Annotated in this window: 14 protein-coding genes and 1 pseudogene; 8 read left to right on the forward strand and 7 right to left on the reverse strand. The window is 65.1% G+C overall.

The annotated features are described in order from the left end of the window. Positions 1-17 precede the first annotated feature (17 nt). From BM436_RS11125 to BM436_RS11135, 3 genes are all read right to left on the reverse strand, one after another. Positions 18-2,810, reverse strand: coding sequence for a glycoside hydrolase family 2 protein (locus BM436_RS11125; RefSeq protein WP_093555587.1), 2,793 nt, complete (start codon positions 2,808-2,810; stop codon positions 18-20). Positions 2,811-3,055: 245 nt separating this feature from the next. Then, complete coding sequence (locus tag BM436_RS11130; protein WP_093555588.1) at positions 3,056-4,972, reverse strand: sensor histidine kinase; 1,917 nt, start codon at positions 4,970-4,972, stop codon at positions 3,056-3,058. Next, positions 4,953-5,633, reverse strand: coding sequence for a LuxR C-terminal-related transcriptional regulator (locus tag BM436_RS11135; RefSeq protein ID WP_093555589.1), 681 nt, complete (start codon positions 5,631-5,633; stop codon positions 4,953-4,955). The genes BM436_RS11130 and BM436_RS11135 overlap by 20 nt, the downstream gene beginning before the upstream one ends. A 151-nt stretch (positions 5,634-5,784) precedes the next feature. On the opposite strand from BM436_RS11135, the gene BM436_RS11140 reads away from it, so the two are divergent. The 3 genes from BM436_RS11140 to BM436_RS11150 are packed head-to-tail and all read left to right on the forward strand — an operon-like array spanning position 5,785 to position 9,340. Continuing rightward, positions 5,785-6,591, forward strand: coding sequence for a PEP-CTERM sorting domain-containing protein (locus BM436_RS11140; RefSeq protein WP_177307128.1), 807 nt, complete (start codon positions 5,785-5,787; stop codon positions 6,589-6,591). Between the two features lie 3 nt (positions 6,592-6,594). Continuing rightward, on the forward strand, positions 6,595-7,485 hold the full coding sequence (locus BM436_RS11145) for a GNAT family N-acetyltransferase (RefSeq protein WP_143133071.1): 891 nt from the start codon (positions 6,595-6,597) through the stop codon (positions 7,483-7,485). Next, positions 7,469-9,340, forward strand: a complete 1,872-nt coding sequence (locus BM436_RS11150; protein WP_093555591.1) for an alkaline phosphatase family protein — start codon at positions 7,469-7,471, stop codon at positions 9,338-9,340. The genes BM436_RS11145 and BM436_RS11150 overlap by 17 nt, the downstream gene beginning before the upstream one ends. Positions 9,341-9,353: 13 nt before the next feature. On the opposite strand, the gene BM436_RS11155 is transcribed toward BM436_RS11150, so the two are convergent. Next, complete coding sequence (locus tag BM436_RS11155; RefSeq protein WP_229489990.1) at positions 9,354-9,821, reverse strand: YidB family protein; 468 nt, start codon at positions 9,819-9,821, stop codon at positions 9,354-9,356. Between the two features lie 212 nt (positions 9,822-10,033). Between BM436_RS11155 and BM436_RS37815 the strand changes: the two are divergent. Next, positions 10,034-10,415 (forward strand): annotated as a pseudogene (locus tag BM436_RS37815) (aldo-keto reductase family protein); the annotation flags it as partial. Positions 10,416-10,449: 34 nt separating this feature from the next. On the opposite strand, the gene BM436_RS11165 reads toward BM436_RS37815, so the two are convergent. Next, complete coding sequence (locus BM436_RS11165; protein WP_093555592.1) at positions 10,450-13,032, reverse strand: response regulator; 2,583 nt, start codon at positions 13,030-13,032, stop codon at positions 10,450-10,452. A gap of 305 nt (positions 13,033-13,337) precedes the next feature. Between BM436_RS11165 and BM436_RS11170 the strand changes: the two genes are divergently transcribed. Next, complete coding sequence (locus BM436_RS11170) at positions 13,338-17,108, forward strand: EAL domain-containing protein (RefSeq protein WP_093555593.1); 3,771 nt, start codon at positions 13,338-13,340, stop codon at positions 17,106-17,108. 219 nt (positions 17,109-17,327) lie between these two features. Further along, complete coding sequence (locus BM436_RS11175) at positions 17,328-18,299, forward strand: hypothetical protein (RefSeq protein WP_093555594.1); 972 nt, start codon at positions 17,328-17,330, stop codon at positions 18,297-18,299. Positions 18,300-18,797: 498 nt separating this feature from the next. On the opposite strand, the gene BM436_RS36130 is transcribed toward BM436_RS11175, so the two are convergent. After that, positions 18,798-19,601: a hypothetical protein gene (locus BM436_RS36130; protein WP_143133072.1), complete on the reverse strand. Its 804-nt coding sequence runs from the start codon at positions 19,599-19,601 to the stop codon at positions 18,798-18,800. Positions 19,602-19,703: 102 nt separating this feature from the next. Beyond that, on the reverse strand, positions 19,704-21,044 hold the full coding sequence (locus BM436_RS11180; protein WP_093555595.1) for a S8 family serine peptidase: 1,341 nt from the start codon (positions 21,042-21,044) through the stop codon (positions 19,704-19,706). 93 nt (positions 21,045-21,137) lie between these two features. Between BM436_RS11180 and BM436_RS11185 the strand changes: the two genes are divergently transcribed. Both BM436_RS11185 and BM436_RS11190 read left to right on the forward strand, forming a co-directional pair. Further along, complete coding sequence (locus tag BM436_RS11185) at positions 21,138-21,641, forward strand: sigma-70 family RNA polymerase sigma factor (protein WP_093555596.1); 504 nt, start codon at positions 21,138-21,140, stop codon at positions 21,639-21,641. Continuing rightward, positions 21,638-22,375: an anti-sigma factor family protein gene (locus BM436_RS11190; RefSeq protein WP_143133074.1), complete on the forward strand. Its 738-nt coding sequence runs from the start codon at positions 21,638-21,640 to the stop codon at positions 22,373-22,375. Before BM436_RS11185 ends, BM436_RS11190 begins: the two co-directional genes overlap by 4 nt. The last annotated feature ends 178 nt before the right edge of the window (positions 22,376-22,553 follow it).

Consider the following 22,553-nt stretch of genomic DNA (forward strand, 5'->3'; position numbering starts at 1 on the left):
TCGTCTCCTCGTGTGTATTAATCCGCGGGACGGTCGCCGACCAGGATGTCCACGGTGTTCTCGTACCATTGACCGAGGTTGGGCGCGCGGCTGGGCTGCCCTTGCGGTCCATGTTCGCTGGCGGACTTGAACTTGGTGCCGATCGGCAGGATCGCATTCATGAACGAGATATCGCCGGGCGGGAATTGCAAGCTGGTCGATTTCGGCTCAAACCCGGCCCCGCTGGCCTGCGAGGGGGTGAACACGCGCAGCGCGATATCGTCGCTGTGGTTGACAAAGGTCAGCGGCAGATTGCGCGTGGACAGCGTCGCCCAGTACACCTTGTCGTGGAAGCCCTTGAACTCCGGATAATTCCACGACAGCCCGGTGATGCTGTCGTTATAGTCCTTTTGCCACACGCCGAATTCCACGCCCTTGGTGCGGTTCTTCCATACGCGGTATGGCCCCTTGCCCAGCCAGCGCATGGCGGTGACCTGCTGTTCCGGATAGTCGAAGCTCACGCCCAGCGCGTCGGCCTGCTTGCCGGCGTCGAAGCCATACGCGTAATTCATGCTGAGCTTGCCGTCGCCGCGCAGGCGCCACTCCACCTTGCGCAGTCCTCCCGTGTACTCGGCGCGCACCACCGCGCCCTCGCCCTCGCGCGCGGCCTTAATCGATTTCAATTCCGCCGTACCGAACACCGGACGCGGCCCGTTGCTCAACGGCACCACCGTGCCGCCCTTGCTCAATGCGCGCAGATAGCCGGTCGCCTTATCGATCGACACGCTCAACGGCCCCGCTCTCATCTCGAAGGCCGCGTCCGACTCCTCGAGCGCCACCGCCCCGCCAGCCGCGGCGCTCATGCGGCTTGCCACCTCGTCGGCGCTGGCGATCATCCACGACCAGGTATAGATTTCGCGTCCGGTATGATCGAAAGCGGTCAGCATCAGCGCATCGTGCCGGCGCCAGTTATCCGGCAAGCCGATGCGGGTGACGCCGCGCATGCCGGGCGCGACCTCGGGCGGCCTGGCATCGCCCTGCGCGAGCACCTCGAAGCCCGGCGCCGTGCCGAAACGCACCAGTTTCCATTGCAGCCTGAGCGTGTTCAGGTTGGTGAAGTCGTAGCGGTTTTCCAGCACCAGTTTGCCGTCGAAGGAAGCCGGCAGGAACGACAATTCCGACATCGGCAGATACAACGGCGACCAGATTTCCTTGATCGCAAAGAAGCTGCCCTCCTTTTCGCGATACGGCCCGACGATGCCGTCCGGCGCCAGATTGCCGGCCACGTCGATCGCGCCGTTTTTGTCGCCGCGCACGATGCCTTCGTCGGCGAATGCCCAGATAAATCCACCGGCGCTGAGCGGGTGCGCCAGCATGGCTTTCCACCAGTCGTCCAGCCCGGCGCCGGCGCCGCCGTCGTACAGGCCGTGCAGGAATTCGGTCGGCATGAACACGTCGCGGCCATGGAAGAACGAACTGGCGCAGCAGTCGTAATTCAGATAGTGGGCGGTGTCGATGCCGCCGAAATTGGCCCATGGATGAATCACGGGGCGCTGTTGCAGGTCCCATTTTGCGTACAGCGGGTCGAGGGCCAGGTTGTACCCGCCCTCGTTGCCGTTGGCCCACATGATCACCGATGGGTGATGCTGGTCGCGCCGCACCAGTTCCTGCACCAGCGGCGTCGCGGCATCGGTGTCGTAGGCTTTCTGCCAGCCGGCCAGTTCGTCGATCACATACAGGCCGACTTCGTCGCACACGTCGAGGAAATGCTCATCCGGCGGATAATGCGACATGCGCACCGCGTTCATATTCATTTCCTTCATCAAGCGCGCATCGGTATAGCTGAGCTCCTTGCTGGAAGCGCGTCCGGAGGTCGGCCAGATCGTATGGCGATTCGAGCCCTTCAGCCGTACCTTGACGCCGTTGACATACACGCCGTCGTTCTTGCGCAGCTCGATGGTGCGAAAGCCGATGGTCTTGCTGACTTCATGCACCAGCCGCTGGCCATCGAGCATCTTGAAATGCGCCCGATAACGCCGCGGCTGTTCGGCCGACCAGGCCTGCACCTTGTCGATATGGCCGCTCAAGCGGGCCATGCCCTGATTCACCGTCGCCGTCATCGGCTTGCCGACCGCTTTGCCGTCCAGCGTGGCGATCTGCACGCTGACCCGTGCGCCGTCCGGCACGGCCCCGCCGGTAAAGACTTCGGCGCGAAAATCGCCGGTATGCTTCGCATCGACCGTCAGCCGTTCGAGATTGGCCAGCGGCTTGGCCTCCAGCCATACCGGCCGGTAGATGCCGCTGAACAGCCAGTAATCCCCTGCGCGTTCGGCCCGGTTGACCGACAGGTTGGCCGAGTAGCGGTTCACCGTGACTTCCAGCGCATTGCTCTGGCCCGGTTTGATCAGCTTGCTGATGTCGTAGCGGAATTCATAAAAACCGCCCTGGTGCATCGGCCCGGCGCTCTGGCCGTTGACCGTGACCCGGGTATCGGTCATGGCTCCGCCGAACACGATCTCGATCTGCCGGTCCCGCCAGTTGGCGGGCACCTCGAAGCGGTGGCGGTAGATGCCGGTCGAGTCCGGCGCCGGATCACTGGTGTTGTCGACGAAGTAGCGGTAAGTGCCGAAGCCTTCCATTTCCCAGTTCGACGGCACCGGAATGGTGGTCCAGGCGCCGGCCTTGCGGCCCCCGTTGACCATGAATTCCCAGTCGACCCGGTGGTCCTTGTCGGTGCCGCTCAGGTATTGCACCTGGGTGGCGGTGGGGGCCGGGGCGCCCCAGGCGCAGTTGCTCGCGGCCAGCAGCAGGCCGATCAAAATATGACGCATGTTATCTCTTGTGTAGTTATCGGTTCTTAAAATCCCCCCGCCATCGCGAGCCGGCGGATTGTGGTGCGAGCGCGCCCGACTCGCCGCTTGTTCTTGCCGGAGGTCAGGGGCTCTGTTGGGGCAGGCGGGTCGCGACACGGATGTTGATGGTCTCGCCACCACTTAGTCCTTTGTATATAAAGAACTATGGTACGCGTGCTTGCGAGAAAATGCACGCAATCAATGTCGGGTTGGGGGCCGGGTTTTCAGGGTCGGGATGGCGCGAAGGCCTCGCCGGACGGGTGCCGCGCTCCCGTCCGGGCCTGCGTCAGCGGCAGCCACAGTTTCAGGCAGGTGCCGCCGGCGCCGGAGGTCCACTGGATGTCGCCGCCGATGGCCGTGGTCCGGAATTTCTGGTTGGACAGGCCTTTGCCGCCTTGCGCCGTGCCGTCCACCGCGAAGCCCTTGCCGTTGTCCTCGATCGACACGGTGACGCCGTCCCGTTCGACGCCGGTCCCGACGCGCACTTGCGTGGCGTTCGCGTGTTTGATGATGTTGGCGAAGGCTTCCTGGAGTATCCGCAGGATGTGCAGGGCGTTGACGGGGGACAGCCAGTCGAGCGCGGGAACGTCGGTGACGCCCCAGACCAGCGCGATGCCCGAGTTTTCCAGCCGGTTGCCCAGGCGGTAGCGCAGCGCGGCCAGCAGCAGCAGCAGATCGGCCTCCACCGGTTCCATCGAATCGATCGCCAGCTTCAGGTCGTCGATGCACTCCTTGAGCACCTCGGCCACGGCCGCCTCTTCGAGATTGCCCTTCTCCACCGCCCACAGGGCCGAGCGTAGCGACGAGCCGACGCCGTCGTGCATGTCCTGCATCATGCGCTGGCGTTCGCGGCTCAGCGTGGCCTGCTCCTCCACCCGCAACAGGCGCTCGAAGCTGTCCGCCAGCTCCGCCTCGCGCTGCGCCAGGCGTTGCAGCAGCGTCTCCTTGCTTCTTTCCACCTCGCCCACGGCGCTCCGGTAGCGGCGCAACATGATGTAGCTGAAGGTGAGGAAGCACAGGATGTTGGAATAGGGGCCGAGATACACGCCCTCCATGTCGATCTGATTGCTTTGCAGGAAGCCGTCGCTCAGGGCCACCAGGATGCCCGCGCCAAAGCATGCCGCCACCAGCAGGCCGCTGCCGGACCTGCGCCAGGAGGCGGCCAGGCCGGCCACGATCACCGCGCCGCCGGCCAGCAGCAGGGTGATGGAGAGCACGGCCGGCGTCGCCGCCGTGTGGTCGACCAGTCCCAGCGCGGGCAGCGTCGCGATGGCGGTCAGCACGGTCATGCCGGTCAGGCACCGCGTCAGCCATCGCTGGGGCCGTTCATGCAATTCCAGGATGAAGAAATGCGAGGCCAGGATCATCCAGTACATGGAGTTCATCCTCAGCCAGGTCGGGATGTCGTTGTCCAAGGGGTGGCCGAGGAAGAACAGCACGCCGCGCAGGAAGGTGGTGGCGGCGATGCAAAAATAAATCAGGAAACGCCATTCGGTGCGCCGCTTGAACCAGATCAGCAAGGCCAGCAGGCCAACCGCCGGGAAGGCCGCGCCGCACATGGCGGGCAATTCGGTTTGCAGCATCAGCCGCGCCTGGTAGCGCCAGCGCAGCGCCCGCTCGTCGCCCAGCCAGATCGAGGTGATCGAATCGAAGCGCCGCGGCGTGCGCTCGAGGCGCAGCAGGATTTCCCCGGCCGGGGCGCCGGCCGTCGCGGCGGGAGCGGGCAGCCCGGCCCACAGCGGTACCCGGTTGCTGTTCCAGACCGGCCCCTGGACGGCGGCCTGATGCAGCAGCCAGCCGTCGCGATACACCGCGTACCGGCCATCCGCTTTCACGCGCGGCACGTAGAGCGCGAGCGCGGCGCCCGCCGGCGCCCCGGCGGCGCGCAGGCGGAACCACGAGACCTGGCTGGGGCAGGCGCTGTCCGGCAGCACCAGGGGCAGGGCGACCGTTTTCCACTGGCCGGGCAGGCCGGCGCTGTCCACCCGCGCCGGCGGCGGGGCGGGGGCGCCGCATGGCAGGTCCAGCATGTCGATGGTGGTGTGGCGCTGGGCGGAGGGATCGGCTGCCCAGGCCGGCACGGCGCGGAGCAACAGGAATACAAGCAGCAGCAACAGCGGGTTACGGGGAAATAAAGCCATGCTGGTGGGCTTCGTAGATGGCCTCGGCCTTGGAGTTGACCTTGAGTTTGCGGTAGATGCGCCGGACGTAGGTCGGCACGGTGTGGCGCGACACCTGGATCAGATCGGCGATCTCGTTGGCGGTGAAGCCCTTGGTGATCAGGCTGAGCACCTCCCGTTCGCGCGCCGACAGCAGGGCCGATTCCTCCTGCGCGCCGATGGCGGGCGGCGCCGGCGGCGCCTGGCGGAAACGCATCAGCACCTGGCGCGCGATCATCGGACTGATCGGGCTGCCGCCGGCGTGCAGGCTGCGGATCTCCTGCGTCAGGCTGGCGGAATTGTCCTTGAGCAGATAGCCGGTGGCGCCCGCTTCGAGCGAGCGCATGACATGCGCCTCGTCGCCGAACATGGTGGACACCATCACGCCGCAGGCGGGCCAGGCGTTTTGCGCCGCGTGGATCAGGTCGATGCCCGAGCCATCGGGCAGGCCCAGGTCCACCACCAGCACGTCGGCGGCCGGGCCTTGCAGCAGGACCATGCCGGCCGCCAGTGAACTGGCCACGCCCGCCATGACGCAATCGCCGCTGGCGGCGACCGCGTCGGTGAAGGCGCGCTGGAAAACCACGTCGTCTTCCACGAGGGCGACTCGGCATGGCGTGGTGTCGGGGATCAAGGTGGACATCTTTCAGTCTGGAACATGGTGCTGGGCCGAGCATAACACCATTTACCGGGAGAAACGGCATGTCCTCAATTTTGGGGGCATACGGCCAAATGTTGTTCCCTTACAATGCGAATTGACTAAATGCAATTCCACCAATAAAGCGCCAAGGCATATGCAAACCACACCATCACATAAACTTGGCGCCGGTGCGGCGTCGCTGCTGGCCCTGACCTCGCTGGCGGCCCACGCCGATGTGATCCGCGTCGATGGACTGAACCAGAAGGTCGTTGGCAGCTCGTCAACCACGGTGGGCCTGGACGTGGATAACAGCGGCACGAACGACATCTCCCTGTCGAATAATATTACGCACTCGGGCTATTCTTATTATATGAACCGCGCGGTCACGGCCAGCGGGCAGGGCGTGGGCGCCGCGGCGGTTGCGGCCGGCACCTTGATCGGGCCGTCGATGGCGATGTCGGCAACGACGACGCTCGATCTCACGACCACCACTACGGGAACGATGTACGAGAACCGCCCATGCGGCATCAAGGCGGCTCCGGGAGCATACGGTGAGCGGCCTTGCGGCTGGGTCGCCATTCCTGTCTACTACAATTTCACCACCATTAGCACCACCGGCGAGCACCTTTTGCTTCCGTTTCAGTTTTCCAGGGAGCAGCAGACGCAGTACGGCTGGCTCGATCTCTCCATCAGCGACCCCGGCTACGTCGCCTCCTATTACACCCCCTATACATTGCAGCCGTTCGATGTGACGCTCCATGGCTACGGCTACGACGACACGGGCGCCGCAGTGGCCGCAGGCGCGGCCGCCTTCACGAGCGCCGAGCCCGCTTCCGTGCCCGAGCCCTCGTCGCTGCTGATGCTGGCCACCGGCCTGGCCGGCATGGCGGCTTACCGCCGCAACAGCCGCGATAGCCGAAGCAGCCGAAGCAGCCGCCGCGCCACCGCGTCGCCGGCCTAGCCTGTGGCCTTGTCACCGATGGCGGCGCCGCGCATCGCCGCGGCGCGGGCGGGCGAACTGGATCTGGCTTTCGCCCTGCTGCCCCACGTCGCCAACCAGGGCGTGGCGGCCGAATCGGTGCTGGTCGCGCGCCAGCCCGGCCAGGGCGCGATCGCCGGCGTGGCGGCGTTTTCATCGACCCCGTGGGAATCGCTGCGTGGCGGGCTGCGCGGCGCGGTCTTCGTGCTGCCTTCGCAACGGCGGCGCGGCGTCGGCGGCGCGCTGCTCGCCGCGCTGGGCGCCGCCATCCGGCGCTGGGACGTCCAATACCTGCACGCGTGGGGAGAGTGGGACGCCGGCGGCGCCCCGCCGTTCCTGGCGCGCTCGGGATTCGAGCCGCAGCGCACCCTGCGGTATTTTGAAGCGGACACCCGCCATTCGGGCGCGCAATGCGACCAGGTGCTGGCGCGCCTGCGCGCCGGCGGACGCATTCCGGAAGCCGCCGCCGTCACGACGCTGGCGCCGCGCCACCTCCCGCAGGCCATCGCGCTGTACCGCCGCCACGCGGACCTCTCTCATGACGAGGCCGCCGCCCGTTTCGACGCGGCGCTGGCCGATCCCGCCTGCGCCGCGCTGTCGCAGGTGCTCGAACTCGACGGCCGGCTGATCGGCTTGCTGCTGTGGAAACGGGACGCCGCCGTGCCCGAGGTCGACCTGTGGATCACGCAGCCGGGCTTCCGCCACGGTTGGCCCGCCATGCTGCTGCTGGAAGCGGCCAACCGGCAACTGGTGCGGCAGGCGTTGCCGCGCTACCGCTTCGCCTGCAACGACGCGGCCGGCACCACGCTGCAGATCGCCCGCCGCGTCGACGCCACGCTGCTGCGCACCACCCAAACCCATGTCCTCGCGCTCTGAGGCGGCCGCCCCGCTGATCGTGTTGGCGCTCGACGGCGTCGACTGGGGCCTGTTGCAGGAACTGGCGGACCGCGGCCTGACGCCATTCCTGTCCAGCCTGGTGGAAGCCGGCAGCTGGGCGCCGCTGGATTTTCCGCTGCCGGCCTGCGCCGACAGCGGCTGGATCAGCGTCGCCACCGGCATGCAGCCGGACCGCCACGGGATCCTGCATCCGCTGGCAACCATCGATGGATCGCTGTTCGCGCGCGCGCCCGCCGCCGCCGCGCTGCGCACGCCCGCCGCCTGGCACGCAGCCGACGACAGCGGCCTGCACGCCGCCGTCATCGGCTGGCCGGCGACGCGCGGCCTGCGGCTGCGGCACGGCACGGTGCTTGCGCCGGGCGTGCAGGTGGCCCCCGGCGGCGAAGGGCAGGCGTGGCCGCTGGACCCGGCGTCGGTCTGGCCGGCCGACCTGCGCGACAGCGTGCATGCCTTGCGGCTGGCGCCGGCCGACATTCTGGATGGCGACCTGCGCTTCCTGCTTGGCCCCCTGGACGACGCGGACCGGCGCCTGCTGGCGCGGGCCGCCGCGGCGGCGCTGGCCGAATGCGCGACCCTGCATGCGCTGGGAACGGCCGCCATCGAAGCGCGCGGCGCGGACATGCTGATGCTGCGCCTGCCGTTCATCGCCGCCATGGCGGCGGCGCTGGCGGGGGTATCGGACCGGCAGGCGGCCCGCGTCTGCCTGGCGCGCTGCTACCAGTTCCTCGACCTGGTGTGCGGCCGCTACCAGAGCCTGGCCGGCCGCGAGGCCTGCTTCGCGGTCCTGTCGAACGGCGCGCGCGACGCCGGCTTCATGCTGCTGTGCGGCCCCGGCATCGCGCGCGACCGCGCCATTGCGCCTGTGTCCGCCTGCGACGTCTGGCCCACGCTGGCGGAAGTGCTGGGCCTGCCGGCAGGCGCCCAGCCCGACGGCCGGGTCATCGACGAGGCATGGGCCGCCGGCCCGGCGGCGCGCCGGCGCGCCGTGGGAGAGGCCACGGGCAAGGCCGCCGCGCCACCGGTGGCGCCGCTGACGCCGGCCGACATCGGCGCGACGCCGGCGGGGCCGGCGCTGTCGGAACAGGACCTGGCCGTTTTAGCGCGCGACGGCGTCGCCATGCCCGGCTTCGGACCGCAAATCGCGTTCGCCCGGAACATCGAGTGCGAAACGCGCCTGGCGCTGGCGGCCATGACGGCCTTGCGTGGCCGCCGGCCGGCGGCGCTGGCGCAGCTGCGCGAACTGGCGCTCGGCTTCGGCGAGGATCCGCGCGTGCGCATCGCCCTGGCCGAGCAATTGCTGCTGGCGGGCGAATACGACGAGTGCCTGGCCTACGCGCGCGAATTTCCACTGGTGCGGGCCGGCGGCGTGTGGGCCGACGCCGTGTACGGCGTCGTCGCCTACGCCCGCGCCGACTGGCCGCAAGCGGTGGCGCGCCTAGGCGCCCTGGCGGAGACCGCCGCGGCCGCGCCATCCGACGCCGCGCCGCAGCCGATCAACGCCGCCATGTGGCTGGGCCGGGCGCACCTGGCGCGGCAGGCATGGGGGCCGGCGGCGGCCAGTTTCACGGCCGCGATCGCCTACGACGGCCGCGACCTCCATGCCTGGTCCGGGCTGGGAATGGCCGAGTGGCGCCAGGGCCGATGGCGCGCCGCCGCGGGCGCGTACGGCCGCGCGGTCAGCCTGGGGCCGCGTTGCGCATCGACGCTGCTGCGCCTGGGCGCGGCATGGGAACGCTGTGGCGACATGGCGCTCGCGGCGCAGGCGCGTGCGCGCGCGATGGCGATAGACCCGGCGGCCGTGGCCCGCGCCGCCGCCGGGACGGACCAGGATTAAGGACGTGCCCGAATCAGCCGAAAAGCTTGCCCCGCAGCAGGTTCATGCCTTGTTCCAGCAATGCGTTTTCCGGCACTTGTCCATCTGGCGTCAGTTTGTCGATGATTTGAGGCAGCAGCTGGGCCAGTCCCGTGGCCGCGTGGTCGGGTTCGATGCCGGCATGCTGGGCGATTTGCGTGATATTTTCCGCGCCCAGGGCATCGGTGATCTGGTTGCCCGAGACCGGCTGGTTTTCGCCGGTGCCCACCCATGACGCCACTTGATCCGCGATCCCGCTCGATTGCAGCTGTTGCAATATCCCTTGCAGGCCGCCCGCATTGTTAATCAAACCCATCACGCCGCTGAGTAAGTCGCTTTGCGACACCGGGTCCTGCTTCTGGGCGCCCAGTGAACCGATGACTTGTCCTGCCAGTTGATCGAGTAATCCCATCATATGCTCCCGCAAGTAGTGGTTGAGAAAAATGGCAATAATGTCATGCAATTTCCGCAACCATTAGAGCACAAGTCGGAACTCGCAGGCGTGGCTTATTTGCGGGATGCTGGACGCAGGTGTCCTTCCGGTAAATCTGCATGAATTTGTTCGCCTTTGATGGTATTGGTTTACACGGTTGTTGCCGCTTGCCCGATTTTCATTTTCACCTTGGTGGGCGTGGTAGATGTTGATGTCTTTGCCGTGCCGCGCGGCGGCGAGCATACCCGGCCGATCTAACAATCGTGACCAAGAGCGGTGCGCGCCGCGATGCCAGTGGAGCGTGGCTGCCGGTGTGGTCACGCGAGGACTTGGTCCAGGCGGCCCACGACAATTTGCGTAACCTTGGGCTGGAGGCGCGGGAGGTGGTCAACCTGCGCAGCATGCTGAGCGCGCAGGCCCGCTGGAAGTGTCAGCCGGGACTGGTCCGGCACATTGGCCTGAGCAATGTGACGCAAGCTGCTGACGCTTTCGCCGAACATCCTGCTGATCCCGGGCGCTTCATCGCCCGCTCACCTGCAAGAGAACCTTGCGTCGGCCCGGCTGGCATTGCCCGCCGGGGCGCGTGAACGGTTGAACGCGTTGGCGGCAGCCGGACAGGGCTGACCTGGAAATGAAAAACGCCACCCGCCGGTGTTTTTCAAAGCGGCGGCACCGTGCTTTCGGCCCTGTGGCGCTCCAGGAAGGCGAGCAGCGCCTTCGACTGGAAGCCTTGCGCCATCGTCCGCAGGCGTTGCGCGAAAGGCGTATAGGCCGGATCGAGCGCCGCCACGTATTCGGCACGTGCCTTGATCGTGCGCATATTCCCGATCCGCGCCAATTGCCACAGCGCCTCGATCTCCTGGGCCGGCGGAATGACCAGATCGGCGCATTCCTCGTTGTCCGGGGCCTGTGGTTTCAGCGGCGCTTGCCTGGTAGTCCAGCGCAAGGAGAGTTGCGCGCCGATCGCGTTGAGCAGAACATCGTGGTCGATCGGCTTGACGAGGAAAGCGTCGACGCCGGCCTCGCGGCATTTCAATTCGTCCTCGTGGCTGGCGCTGGCGGTCACGGCGATAATCGGAATCCTGCGCCATTCCGGCAACCGGCGTATGCGGCGCGTCGCCTCGTTGCCGTCCACTTCAGGCATCATGACATCCATCACGATCAGATCGGGCTTGAAGCTGTCGAGCAATGCCAGGCATTCCAGCCCGTTGCCGGCGCTGGCCACGACGAAGCCCAGCGCTTGCAGCATCTCCATCAACATCGCGCGATTTTGCGGCACGTCGTCGACGATCAGCAATCTCCTGCGCTCGCCTTCATAGCCAGTGATGGTCCGCCGCGGCACCGGCTGGATGGCCGGGGCGTCGGTGGCGACCGGCACGGCGAGTTCGAACCAGAACACGCTGCCCTTGTCCGGCTCGCTGACGACGCCGATGTCGCCGCCCATCAGGCGCACCAGTTGCTGGCTGATGGCCAGGCCCAGGCCGGTGCCGTCCCGGCGCCGCGCCATGTCGGCCACTTGTTCGAAGGGGTGGAACAGCTTGCCGAGCTGTTGCGCGCTCATGCCGATACCGCTGTCGGCCACCTCGAAGCGGATCCGCGCGGTGGCTTCGCCGCCCCGGTCGGCGGCCCCGTCGGCGGGCGGCGCCGACAGTACCCGCAGGGAGACCGCGCCGCGATCGGTGAATTTGACGGCGTTGCCCAGCAGGTTGAGCAGCACCTGGCGCAAGCGCGTCTCGTCGATCGTCACCGCGGCCGGCAAGTCATCCGCCGGTTCGAAGCTGAACAGCAGGCCCTTCTCCTCGGCCTTGACGCGCATGATGTCGGCCACCACCCGCAGGAAGCCGTCGAGATGGGCGGCGGTCGGATGCAAGACCATCTTGCCGGCCTCGACCCTTGCCAGGTCCAGGATGTCGTTGATGAGGGTGAGCAAATGCTGGCTGCTTTCCTGGATGGTGGCCAGGCCGGCGGCCTGCCGCTCGGTCAACTGCTGGCGGTCGCGCTGCAGCAGCTGTGTATAGCCCATGATGGCGTTGAGCGGGGTGCGCAATTCGTGACTCATTTGCGCCAAAAAACTGCTGCGCTGGCGCGCCAGTCCCACCGCCTCGGCCAGCGCCGCCTCGCGCGCCGCTTCGGCCGCCTTGCGGTCGCTGATGTCGCGGGCCACGCCCACCATCCCCAACAGCGTGCCGTCCTCGTCCAGCACCGGGGCCCGGTAGGTCTCCATCCAGACCAGGCCGTTCGCGCTTTCGATGGCCTGTTCCACGGTGACGCGTTGGCGCGTCGCGATCACCTCGGTGTCGTTGGTGAGATAGGGGGCGGGCAGTTCGGGCGGCCACAATTCGTGGTCCGCCTTGCCGACCATTTCGTCGACGCTGCGCCCGCAGGCCGCGGCCTTGGCCTGGTTGACCGTCAGGTAATGGTCGCCCGTGTCCTTGAGCCAGACCCACAGCGGCAGCGTGTCGATCAGTGTGCGCAGATAGCGGGTTTGCTGGCGCAGCTCGGCGGTGCGGGTTTGCACACTTAACAAGCCGAGAATGCCGAATCCGATCCACGCGGACACCAGATACATGAGAAGCGTTGCCTGCGAGATCCATTTTCCACGGAATTGGATCGAGCGCAGCTCGATTGCGACCAGTTGGCCAGGCGGGATGCTTCCCGTCGAAAGTTCCACGGCCGTCACGTTATCGAACCGGGGGTAGCTCTTGGTCAGCGGCACCTTGCGTACGCCTCGCCACCAGTCCGCGGTGCGCAAGACCTGGAATGGAATCGTGAAGGTGGGCCGGCCGGCGGGTTCCATTTCGGCTTCGTTAAACCGCTGCGAGTTCCAGTCGCCAACGGTGGAAATATCTGGTTCAAAATTCATCAGATGAAGCTTGATATATTGCGGGGATGGCTCGGAATAGCCCATGTTGAACACGATCGTGTCAAACTGGGAAAGGTCCACCCCTTTACCGGCGACGCCCAACAGGAATTGCAGCTTGCAAAATGGATAGGCGGCGGCCCGACCCAACTCGCAGCGCATGATCAGGGCATCACCGGAGCGAACCAGCGAGGCGCGCGAATTACCGTTGTTGTCCTCCCTGTCATCGGTCACCCTGGCGCCGTACGGTTGGCGGGGGGAAATCTCGATGATCCGGGTCATGCCGAAATGCTGCCAGATCAATAATGCGGGAGTGAGCACCAATAGAAAAATTATTAAATAATAACTTTTCATCATCGTGCGGGAGGCCGGCTGAGTCATGTTCAGATCATGGTTTCAAGGGGTGCGGACCCTCGCCCCCGAACACGAAAGCGCCGGCAGGACGTTTTATTCTACTCAAGGGAGGGGCGCCATGGAAGGTCTATCCCGTGCGGCGCGGCGGAAGTTTGCTGTGCGGTAAGGATTTTCCTACCGAAACCCCGGGATTTGCTGATGTTTTCCTTGAGAATATTGCGGCAGAGTTCTTTCTTGGAAATTCCTCGCGGCAGCCTGCGTTCGCCGCGCCCAGCCCCGCCAACCTGGCGCCAACGTAAGGAATCGCGTCGCTCGGTGACATTTGGAGAAGTATGTATTGGTACGCGCTATTCGCTTTCGCGGCTTTGGTGATCTTCCCAGTGCTATGCGCCTGCTTCATCGTTCGCCTGGCTCGCTGGATGAACCGGTTTAGAGTCCTGGCGCGCGAAGGCGCGATGTTCCGCGATATGATCGATCTGGTGAGGGATGTTGCGGTTACCGTTCACGATATGGAGGACGGCGGGCGGGTGATCTACGCCAACGATGCCGCGTGCCTGCATTTTGGCGTGAGCCGGGCGACGCTGCTGACTTGGCGGCCTACCAACTGGAATCCACATTTCGACGCTTCAGATGTGGAGGCCCTGTATCGGACGTTCAAATCCGGCGACTCGGTGGTTTTTGAGACGGAACACCGGGTCGCGTCGGGAGAACTGGTGCCGGTCGAAGTGATGCAGCTCTGTCAGGTACGCGAGGGGGCCCGGATCACTATCGGCTATACGCGCGATATCCGTGCCCGTAAGGCCGAAGAGGCGCGGCGCCTGGAATACGAGCGGAACCAGAGCGAGTTGGCAGGGCTGGGCCGCCTGTCCCGTTTTATTGGCAATACGCCCGGGTATTTTTATACCGTTGTCCAACGGCCGGACGGCAGCATTGCCATGCCTTTCGCCAGCCCTGGTATTCACGAGATTTACGGGCTGCGGCCCGAGGACGTGGAGCAAGACGTATCGCGGCTGGTGGCCACTATCCATCCTGACGATGAGGTGAGAAATTTGGCCGCCATGGCGGAGTCGGCGCGGACCATGTCGCCGTTTCATGTCGAATTCCGGGTCCATCACCCGGAAAAAGGCGGGCGATGGGTAGAAGCCCGGTCCCAGCCGCAACGGGAGCCGGACGGCAGTGTGCTCTGGCATGGTTTCACCCATGACATCACCGAGCGCAAACAAATGGAACTGGCGCTGATCGCCAGCAAACAGGAATTCCACATACTGGCGGAAAACCTGCCTGACTCCATCGTCCGCTACGACCGGAACGCGCGCCATATTTATCTCAATCCGTCCGCGTGGCGGGAACTGGCTGTCGGAACGTCGGAGCTGCCAAACGCCGCGCTGGATAAACTGTGGGACACGCCTTCCGGCGCCTTCTACCGGCGCAAGGTCCAGCAAGTTCTGGACACCTCGTCTCCCGTCGAATTCGAGTTCGTCGCGGATCCGCTCCCGTCGAAGTCCGAAGCGCGTTATTACCACGTCCATGTTGTTCCTGAGTACAGCCACGACGGTCAATTGATAGGCGCGTTGGGACGGGCGCACGATATTAGCGAGCGCAAGCGAGCAGAAAAAATGCTGATTCAGCGCGAACGGGAATTCCATTCCTTGGCCGAAAACCTGCCGGACAACCTTGCCCGTTGGGATCGCGAAGGGCGTTATCTCTATGTCAATCCAACCCATGAATCGACCTTGCGAGTGCCAGCTGCGCACGTGTTGGGAAAGACCATCGGCGAAGCTTTTCCCGATGGACGTTTTACCCCGGTGGAACAGGCAATCGCCACGGTGATCGAAACCGGGCAGCCGCAACGGTTCACGCGCCAGCCTGTTCCGCAAGAAGATGGCACCATGCGGCTGCACGAGATCAGCCTAACGCCGGAATGGAATGCGCACGGCGAAATCATGGCCGTGCTGGCGATCGGTCGCGATATGACCGAGCAATTCCGCCTGCAGACTGCCATCGCCTCCCGCGAACAGGAGCTGCGCGCCTTGGCGGAATCTTCGCCGGGCATGATGGGCAGCTTCCATCTCCGCCCGGACGGCACGGTTTGCATGCCCTATGTTTCCCCGAATATTTTGGAGCATTTCGGCTTGCACCCGCAAGATGTCGTCGACGATGCAACTCCCCTGCTGATGAGGAACCATCCCGACGACGCGCGGCGGGTGCAGGAGTCGATCGCCGAATCGGCCCGCACGATGCTTCCATGGCGCGAGGAGTACCGGATCTTGCATCCGACACTGGGGGAGCGCTGGATGGAAAGCCATACCAAACCGCAGCGGCACCCGGATGGCGGTATTGTCTGGCATGGATATGTTTGCGACATCACCGAGCGCAAGCGCATGGAAGAACTGCTGCGCAAGCGTGCGCGAGAGTTCCGTGCATTGGTGGAAAACTCGCCCGATACCATCGCCCGCTACGATCGGGACTGCCGCCGCGTGTATGCCAACCCGCGGATGGTGGCCGACATGGGCGGGGATATGGTACGGATTCTTGGAACGACCCCAGCGCAATTTCCGGGCGGCGCATCGGCGCTGGAATACGAGAACATATTGCGCCAGGTGTGCGAACGAGGCGAGGAACGGAACTTTGAATTGCGTTGGAAGACAGGCGACGCGGAGGTCTGCACGCAGGTCCGCATGACCCCGGAATTCGATGGCGCCGGCGAGGTCGCGCATGTGCTGGCGGTGGGCCGCGACATCACGGAAATCGACCAATACCGTAAGCAAATCCATCACCAGGCATTTTCCGATGCTCTGACTGGTCTGCCCAACCGGATGCTCTTATCGGACCGCATCCACCAAGCCATCGCCGATGCCGCATATCATGGACATCAGTTCGGTCTGATGATGCTCGATCTGGACAACTTCAAGGAAATCAATGACACCATGGGGCATGGTGTCGGCGACGAGTTGCTACGCACGGCGGCCAAACGCCTGCTCGCTTGCGTGCGTTCCTACGACACCGTGGCCCGACTGGGCGGCGATGAATTCTCAGTGTTGCTTCCCAATATGCGCAGGGGCGATGATCTGGCGACGATCGCGGGAAAGATCCTGCATGAACTGGCTGAGCCATTCGTGCTGGACGGACAGGAATTGTTTGTCACGTGCAGCATCGGCATCGCGCTCTACCCGGCCGATAGCACCGAGATCGACGCGCTATACAAGTATGCCGATTCGGCCATGTACCATGCCAAGAAAATGGGGCGCAACAATTTCCAATTCTACGAGCCCGAATTCACTGTGCGCTCGCAAGAGCGGATGGAGGTCGAAACCGCGTTGCGCAAAGCGCAGGAGAAAGGCGAATTGGTGCTGTATTACCAACCGCAGATCGAGTTGCAGACCGGGCGCCTGGTCAGTGCGGAAGCGTTGCTGCGCTGGCAGCGTCCCGGACATGGCATGGTGGCGCCGGATCGGTTTATTCCGATAGCCGAGGCGTCGGGGATGATCCTGGGTATCGGCGAGTGGGTATTGTTGAGCGCTTGCCAGGATGCGGTGTGCTGGAATCGAGGACGGGCGACCCCTGTCAGGGTCGCGGTGAATTTATCCACCCGCCAGTTCATTCGCAACGACCTGGTCGGCGCGGTGCGCCGCGTCTTGGCCGAAACCGGATGTAGCCCCGCATGGCTGGAACTGGAAATCACCGAGAGCCTGCTGCTGGAAGACAGCACCGAGGTGGCGGCCATGCTGGCGGCCTTGCACGAGATTGGACTGTCCATCTCGATTGACGATTTCGGCACCGGCTATTCGGCGCTGAGCTATTTGAGTCGTTTTCCCGTCAGCCAGATCAAGATCGATCGTTCGTTTGTCAGCGAGATTCCGGCACAGCGGAACAAGTGCGAACTGGTGAAAGCCATGTTGTCGATCGCATCGGCATTGCACCTCGAAACCGTGGCCGAGGGCGTGGAGACGATCGAACAGGCGGAGTACCTGACGGCGCATGGTTGTCGGCTGGCGCAGGGCTATCTGTTCGGCAGGCCAATGCGGCTGGCCGAGTTCGAAGCCATCGTGGCTGCTGGCCTTCCGGCGCAAGGGCAGGCGACCAGGGCAATCGCGCTATGTTGACCCAGTACCGGCTGGCTTTTCTTGATCGCAACGCCTGCGACCTGTTCAACAAGGCCCTGAAGCGAGCGCTGAAAGGGGAACTATATGCATCACTCGCCAAACGCTGTCACCTTCCTTCGATCAACGGGCATCCCGACTTCAAACCCAAATCGCCCAACCGAGGATAGGGATACGCCAGGACGCCTGAACCGCGACGATGGGGGCGGTCCGGCCAGGACCATGACCAAGCGCAGGATCAACGATATCCTGGAGTTGATCAGGGAATTCCAGGCCCGCCATGACGGGAAATTCCCCACCATAAGGTCGCCATTTCCACGGGCCGGCGGTAGCTGGAACGCCATTGATGGCGCGCTGCGCAGGGACGCCATCGTTCAATGTCCGCACTTCGTGCAGTTGAAGGCGGCGCTGCGGCGGCGTGGCCTGACGCCGACTCTGGCGCGCCTGGACCCGTCGTACACCGCCCCGCGCACACGGAGACGCCACTTGGCGGACATTCTTCACATGGTCAAGCAGTCCAGCGAACAGCACGGCGGCAGGTTCCCGCTGAGGACCGACCCGTTCGAGGTGCGCGGATACGAGGACACCTGGATTGCGATCGACAGTGCCCTGGCGGATGGCGCCATTGGCGAATGTCCGCTCTGGATAGCGCATCGCGGCAAGATGGCGCAGCTTGGCGTCATGCCGTCGCTGGCGTCGCTGAATCCGCGTTACCAGCCTGTCCGGCGTCAGCGGCGCTCGATCGCGTCGATCAAGGCGGCGATCGTCGTCCATATGACGGAGAACGCGGGCAGGACACCGAGTCAGCGCGCGCGCTTTCCCGCCGGTGCGAAGCACGATTCATGGAAAGCGATCTGCAAAGCCCTACGCTCGGGTACCATCGAGCATGATACGGACTGGACCGAGCTCCTCGCGCGGCTCGAACTGTCGACGCAAAAGCCATCCTTGTTCACGCTCATAGACCGCTATCGCAGTGAGTTGCAAGACGCGTTCGCGCTGGCCCATCCCGCCGAGCCCGGGGCCCGCCCGGTTCCATGCGCTCCGTTGAGACCGGCCCGCGTTGAAAAAAAACCGGCGCAATTTGCGGCGCTCGTCGCGCAGCTGTTCTGCTCACCTGTCGCGGCAGGCGCGGATGCCGATAACGATTCCAGCAATCACAGCCTGGCCAGGACATTGACGCGTTCCAAGCGGTGATAGACAACGGGGGCGGCTCGCGGCGGGCAGGCATTTTGTTTGGTTCTGCCGCGTTGTTGATGAGACGGACCGCCAGCGGCGATTGGGAAGAGTTTTGACGCAGCCTCTCGCGTAAGGATGCAAACCGGAGGCAAGAGTCTCCGGTCCGTATGCTTTCGTTTTGAGTACCGGAAATAGGCCGGAGCCGAGGACTGAGAAAGCCCAGAAACGACAACGCCAACCTGCATGGGTTGGCGTCTTGTCGAGGAATTCTTGGTGGCCGGGGCGGAATCGAACCACCGACACAAGGATTTTCAATCCTCTCTACAGACTTGGCTGCCAGCGCCGGCGCCAAACTCTAGCGTGTTTCCGGGTGGTCTCGATCTCGCCCCGCCGGCTGCAACAACAGCCGGCCCATGCCGGCACTGGTGCGGTGCTGTTCGGCTCGGACCGACTGGCGTTGAGGCCGGATGGAAAGCTCCTGGCCTTTGTGCTTGGGCGCGTACCGAAGGCGAGACCTTATTCGCCCTTGGTGCCGCCGCCGTCGCCGGAGACACCGCCGGAGCCGCTGCCCTGGGCGGAGCCGTTTGCTTCGAGTTGCGGCTTGATTTTCAACGAGCGGGCGGCAGAGGCGATCTGCCTGGAATTGCCGATGGCGCCCATCTGGCCGACGGCGCTTTTGGCATTTGCGCCGCTTGCCTGAGCAAAGGTGCGTGTGGTTTCAGCCTGAGTTTGTACACCTTGACGCACTGGCTGCGCGGTACCGCGGGCACCTTGAGCGACGCTGTCGACTGCGCGCGCGCCACCGCCCATGCCCGGATCCAGGGCCGCGTTGCCGCCGCCTGAACCGTCGGCGTTGGCTGCGGCACCGGTGCGGCCATCCAACAAGCCGCCGAGACCTTTACCTTGCGCGGTCGCCGCTGGCGCCGGTGCCGCCGCGCCTGGTGTGGCTGGCATCGCCGCCGATGGCGCAGCGCCATTCGTCGAAGGCAGCGTTGGCGCGGCGGGCGCGACGCTCGATAGGCCGCCCGGCAAACCGGCCGAACCGCTGCCGTTGGCGTCACCGTTGGCGTTGGCCGATTTGCGCAGGCTGTCGCCGCGGGAAATATCGGCGGCCGAAGCGGCGCTTCCCAGCATGGAGCCGCGCCCGGCCATCTGGGCGGCATTACCCAGGCTGCCCATGCCGCCGAAGCCACCGGCACCACTGCCGCCGATCATGCCGCCGATGGCGCCTCCGCCGCCGAGCAATTGGGCGTGGGCCGACAACGCCAGACCGAGGGTTGCGACAATGGTAAGTTGCTTAACGATGTGGACGGTTTTCATGGCAATTCTCCTTGTTGGGACTACGGACAATCCGCAGTTGTTACAAGGAAAACGTTTGGGCACCGGCATTTAATCCCGGGATCGCAAAAATATTTTTTCAAATCAGCGGAAATTGCCCGGTTCATTGCGAAATGCGGCCCCTAGTACGCCGTACCCGATCGCATCGCTGACGCCGTTTGCCGGTGCGCCGGATGCCTGACGCGCCAGCGTGCTGATGGCGTGTCTGGCGGCGAGCGGCTCCGGCTTGTTTAGTTCGCCCGCCAGCATCGCCGCCACGATAGGCGCGGCGAAGGAGGTGCCGCGGACCACGCGGTAAGGCGGGTTGCCCAGCGCCGCACTGACCATCTGGTTGCCGGGTGCGGCAAACATCACCTGTGGTCCGCGCGCCGCTTCGGGCAGCGTTCGGCCGTCGCGGTCCACGCCGCTCACCCCGACCACGCCCGGATAGCTGGCCGGGTACAGCGGCGCGGCGGCCGGTCCGTCGTTGCCCACCGCGGCGACCAGTAAGTGGCCCCGTCGCACCATCGCGCCAACGGCGCGCTCCAGCGTCTGGTTTGGTGGACCGACCAGACTGATATTAATCACCGCTATTTGCTGTTTGGCCAGCCAGCCGAGTGCGGTGGCGATGCGTTCGGCCGAGCCGCCGACCGGCGAACTGCAATACACATCGGCCGCGTACAGTTCGGCGCCGGGCGCCACGCCGCGAAAACGCGACGAGTGACCGATCATCAGCGCCGCCACCGCGGTGCCATGCGCATCCGGGATCAGCTTTCCTTCACAGCCCCAGCGCGTCACCGCCGCTTCACGAAATACCGGGTGATTGTCGGCAACGCCGCCATCGATGAGGCCAATCCGCACGCCGCTGCGCGCGGCCCCGGCGGGCCGCTCCGGCGCATCGGCAGGCGCTGACAGCCCCATTGACCGGGCCGCACTGGCGGTATAGACGTGGTTGAAGTCATATTGGCCGCCCGGATCGAGTGCGCGCAATTTTTCCAGCATGGCGGCGGTACTGGTGCCGGGTGGCACTCCCAGCACGACGATGGTCTCGTCCAGGCCGTCAAGGGTGCTGACTTCGATTACCTTCAGTCCGGCGGCCTTGGCGGCCCGCAGGCTGGCAGCGCTGGGCGACCAGGCCAGGATCTGGCTGCGCACCATCGGTTCACCGCGCGGGTCCGGCTCGAGCACATCGCGGTGCTGACGCAGCAGATCGCCCACCTGCAGCAGACGCAACTCGCCCAGCGCACGCACATCGGCACTGGCCAGCAGGCGCGTGCCACGGTCGCGCAGGGTTTCGGTATCGATCACGCCCAACGATTGCGGCAAGGGCAGGTTCAGCGATGGCAGGCGTAACTGGGCCTGCGCCGGTGCGGCGCCGACGACGGCGCCCAGTAGCAGGATGCGGCGTAGCGGGCGCGCAAGGAGGGCGAATGGTTGAGGCTTCATACCGGCTTGATCATATAATGTTTTGAAAATTCCATAGGGTAAACGTCTGGAACACGGATTAAAGTCCCGCCGCGAAACGTTTAACAAGCAACGATGACATCTGCCGCCAATCCGCTTCATGGCGAAATTGCTGCGCTGCTGCCGCGGCTGCGCCGTTTTGCCCGCAGTATTGTATTTAACCGTGACGATGCCGACGATCTGGTGCAGGTCGCCGTAGAGAGGGCACTGAACCGCAGTGCGCAGTGGGAGGCCGGTACCCGCCTTGACAGCTGGATGTTCCGCATCATGAAGAATGCCTGGATCGATGAGGTGCGCTCGCGTATCCGGCGCGACAATATCTTTGCGTCGGAAGAGGCGGGTGAGCATGTCGGTGACGGCTTTGCCGAAGCCCACCAGCAGCGACTGGCAATACAGAAGGCGATCAGCCTGCTCTCGGAAGACCACCGGATGGTGGTCGGTCTGGTGCTGGTCGATGGCATGGCGTATCAGGAGGCCGCGGATGTGTTGGAACTACCCTTGGGCACTTTGATGAGCCGTCTGGCGCGTGCGCGTTCGGCCCTGCAAGCCTCTTTATCCGATCAACCGAGGACCGTATGAGCAGTTTTTCCGATGAAACGCTGATGGCCTATGCCGATGGGGAGCTCGATGAAAAGACCAGCGCCGCTGTCGCGCGCGCCATTGAGAACGATGGGGAGCTCGCTGCCCGTGTGCGCCAGCATCGCTCCTTGCGCGTGGACGTGTTCGCCGCTTTCGCACCCATCGTCGAGGAGGCGGTGCCAGCACGCCTGAATGCCGCCGCGGCCGGGGCCGTCGATTTGCAGGCGGCGCGCGCGGCCCGGCTGAAACAACAGACGCGCCGGCGCTGGGAGTGGCCGGAGTGGGGGGCGCTGGCGGCGACCCTGCTCGTTGGCGTACTGGCCGGCAGTGTCGGCCACCAGAGCTTGCGCGGCGATGCGGCAAGCGCATCGGTCGTCGGTGCCGACGGCGCGCTTTTCGCGCACGGTCCGCTGGCCACCGCCCTATCTGAGCAGCTCGCCGGCGCGGGACCGTCGGCGCAGGGTATCCGGATCGGTGTGAGCTTTGTCGGCAGCGACGGCAATTACTGCCGCAGTTTCGTCATGGGACAGGGGGCCGGGCTGGCCTGCCGTCGGGGCGAGCGCTGGCAGTTGCCCTTGATGGCGCAAGTGGACAAGAATGCCAGTGGCGCTTATCAGCAGGCCGGCAGTGCGATGCCGGCCGCGGTCAGCGATGCGATCGACGCCCGCATCGCCGGCCAGACTCTCGACGCCCAGGCCGAACAACTGGCCCGGCGCAAGGGCTGGCAACGCTGACAGAGGCGATCGGGCGGCGGCACCGGCGCGCCGAAGGCCGGCGTGACGGTTTCGGATCGCCTCTGGAGTTAGGGCGGCTTGTCTGAGTCGGTGAACCGGAAACGGGCCGCACGCGAGGACTGCGAAGTCCACCAAAAAAAAAACGCCAACCCGCATGGGTTGGCGTCTTCTCGAGGAA

The sequence above is a fragment of the Pseudoduganella namucuonensis genome (genome assembly GCF_900116645.1).
GTDB classification, from domain to species: Bacteria; Pseudomonadota; Gammaproteobacteria; order Burkholderiales; family Burkholderiaceae_D; genus Rugamonas; species Rugamonas namucuonensis.